3 protein-coding genes are annotated in these 1,586 nt (G+C 36.9%); 1 reads left to right on the top strand and 2 read right to left on the bottom strand.

Annotated features, from left to right (window positions below; all coding sequences use genetic code 11):
* A partial coding sequence (locus H7254_RS18270) for a hypothetical protein (protein ID WP_301934337.1) occupies positions 1 to 530 on the bottom strand: 530 nt, incomplete at its 3' end.
* A gap of 59 nt (positions 531 to 589) precedes the next feature.
* On the opposite strand from H7254_RS18270, the gene H7254_RS18265 reads away from it, so the two are divergent.
* Positions 590 to 1,072, top strand: coding sequence for a hypothetical protein (locus H7254_RS18265; protein ID WP_301934336.1), 483 nt, complete (start codon positions 590 to 592; stop codon positions 1,070 to 1,072).
* On the opposite strand, the gene msrA is transcribed toward H7254_RS18265, so the two are convergent.
* Positions 1,062 to 1,586: peptide-methionine (S)-S-oxide reductase MsrA (msrA, locus tag H7254_RS18260; RefSeq protein WP_301934335.1), on the bottom strand; the 525-nt coding region annotated here is incomplete at its 5' end. The genes H7254_RS18265 and msrA overlap by 11 nt on opposite strands.

Here is a 1,586-nt window from a genome sequence, read left to right as displayed (position 1 = left end):
TAAAATACTAAGGTTTCTTCAGCCATGCCGTAAGAACCGCCGGCAAATGAAAATAAAAATGTCAAAAAAATAATCAGCCGGGTTTCTTTTCCTTTCATCCTGTAAGAAAGCGTGCGAAGGCCGCGTTCCATGGCCCCGCTCTCATTAAACACCTGCATAAAAGCACCTATAACCAGGATAAAAAATATAATGTCAATTGCTTCATACACACCTTTGATGGGCGCTTTTAAAATCTCTAAAAAACCCTGCCGGTTTGAGGGCAACTGCTGATAACTTCCGGGTACAGAAACAGGTTTGCGCACAGCGCCGGTTTTAAATTTCTCAATGCTTATTTTTATTTTAAGACTGTCTAAAGAAACCTGAGTGAAAGGAATAGATGAATCCTTTGTACCGGTTTTTAACTGAAAACGATCACCTTCAGTATAAGTTATAGTATCATATTTACCCGCAGGAACCAGCCATGTACACAATGCTGCCAGGAGAATAATTATCATTAATATGGTGATAGGTGAGGGAAGTTGTCTTTTCATTATTTCAAACTTTTGGAATAAAAATATTGAATAAAAAAATAAGATAGTATTTTTCCTTAATGAAGACTGCTTCTCTTAAAGAGATAAAAACAGAATTAGAGAATGTTCCGTCGCAGGAGTTAATGTTGCTGTGCCTGCGCCTGGCAAAATTTAAAAAAGAAAACAAAGAACTGCTCAATTATCTTTTATTTGAATCAACTGATGAACAGGAGTATGTAAAAGGCGTGAATGAAATGCTGGGAGAGATTTTCCTTACGGTAAATACCAAAAATATTTATTTTGCTAAGAAAACAATTCGTAAAATAATTAGAACTGCAAATCGATATATAAAATACAGCCCGGCAGAAACCACCGAAACAGAGATTCTTCTTTTTGTTTGTGAGAAAATTAATTCATTACAGATAAATCTTAAAAAAAATACCGCCTTACTGAGCCTCTATTTATCGTTGATAAAAAGAATCAATAAGGCAGTAAATGCAATGCATGAGGACATGCAGTATGATTATAACAAGGCTGTTGAAAACCTATCGGTTAATCTTTAAAGGGGCCTTTAAATATTTTTCTGAAATGCATATAATCCGGAATGGAAACATTCTGCACGTAAGAATTGCCGGGATTGTTGGATATATATTCCTGGTGGTATGCTTCTGCCGGATAAAACTTAGTAAATGGGACTACTTCAGTCACCACCTTACTGCTGTATTTTTTTGATTTATTTATCCTTGCTATTTCAGCATTAAGAATATTTTTTTCTGATTCTGTTCTGTAAAATGCAGCAGAACGATATTCCGTACCTGCATCGTTACCCTGCCTGTTTAAAGTTGTGGGGTCCATGCTGGCAAAAAGCGCTGAAACCAGCTGAGCATAGGAAATTTTATTCGGGTCATAATAAACATTTACTGTTTCTGTGTGACCGGTATTGCCGGAAGCTACTTTTTCGTAAGTAGGAGAAGTAGTTGTTCCGCCTGCATACCCGGAAACGGCATCCCTTACTCCTGAAAGGCTTTGAAAAACGATTTCGCCGTGCCAGAAACAACCTTCTGCAAAAGTAGCTAT

The sequence above is a fragment of the Ferruginibacter sp. genome (genome assembly GCF_014377975.1).
In the GTDB taxonomy this organism is placed as follows: Bacteria; Bacteroidota; Bacteroidia; order Chitinophagales; family Chitinophagaceae; genus Ferruginibacter.
The sequence above is the reverse complement of the archived record's forward strand: the minus strand, read 5'-3'. Positions and strand labels throughout refer to the sequence as shown.

Excerpts from the sequence above, each read along its gene's own strand:
- H7254_RS18265 (WP_301934336.1), top strand. The coding sequence starts at position 590 with ATGAAGACTGCTTCTCTTAAAGAGATAAAAACAGAATTAGAGAATGTT.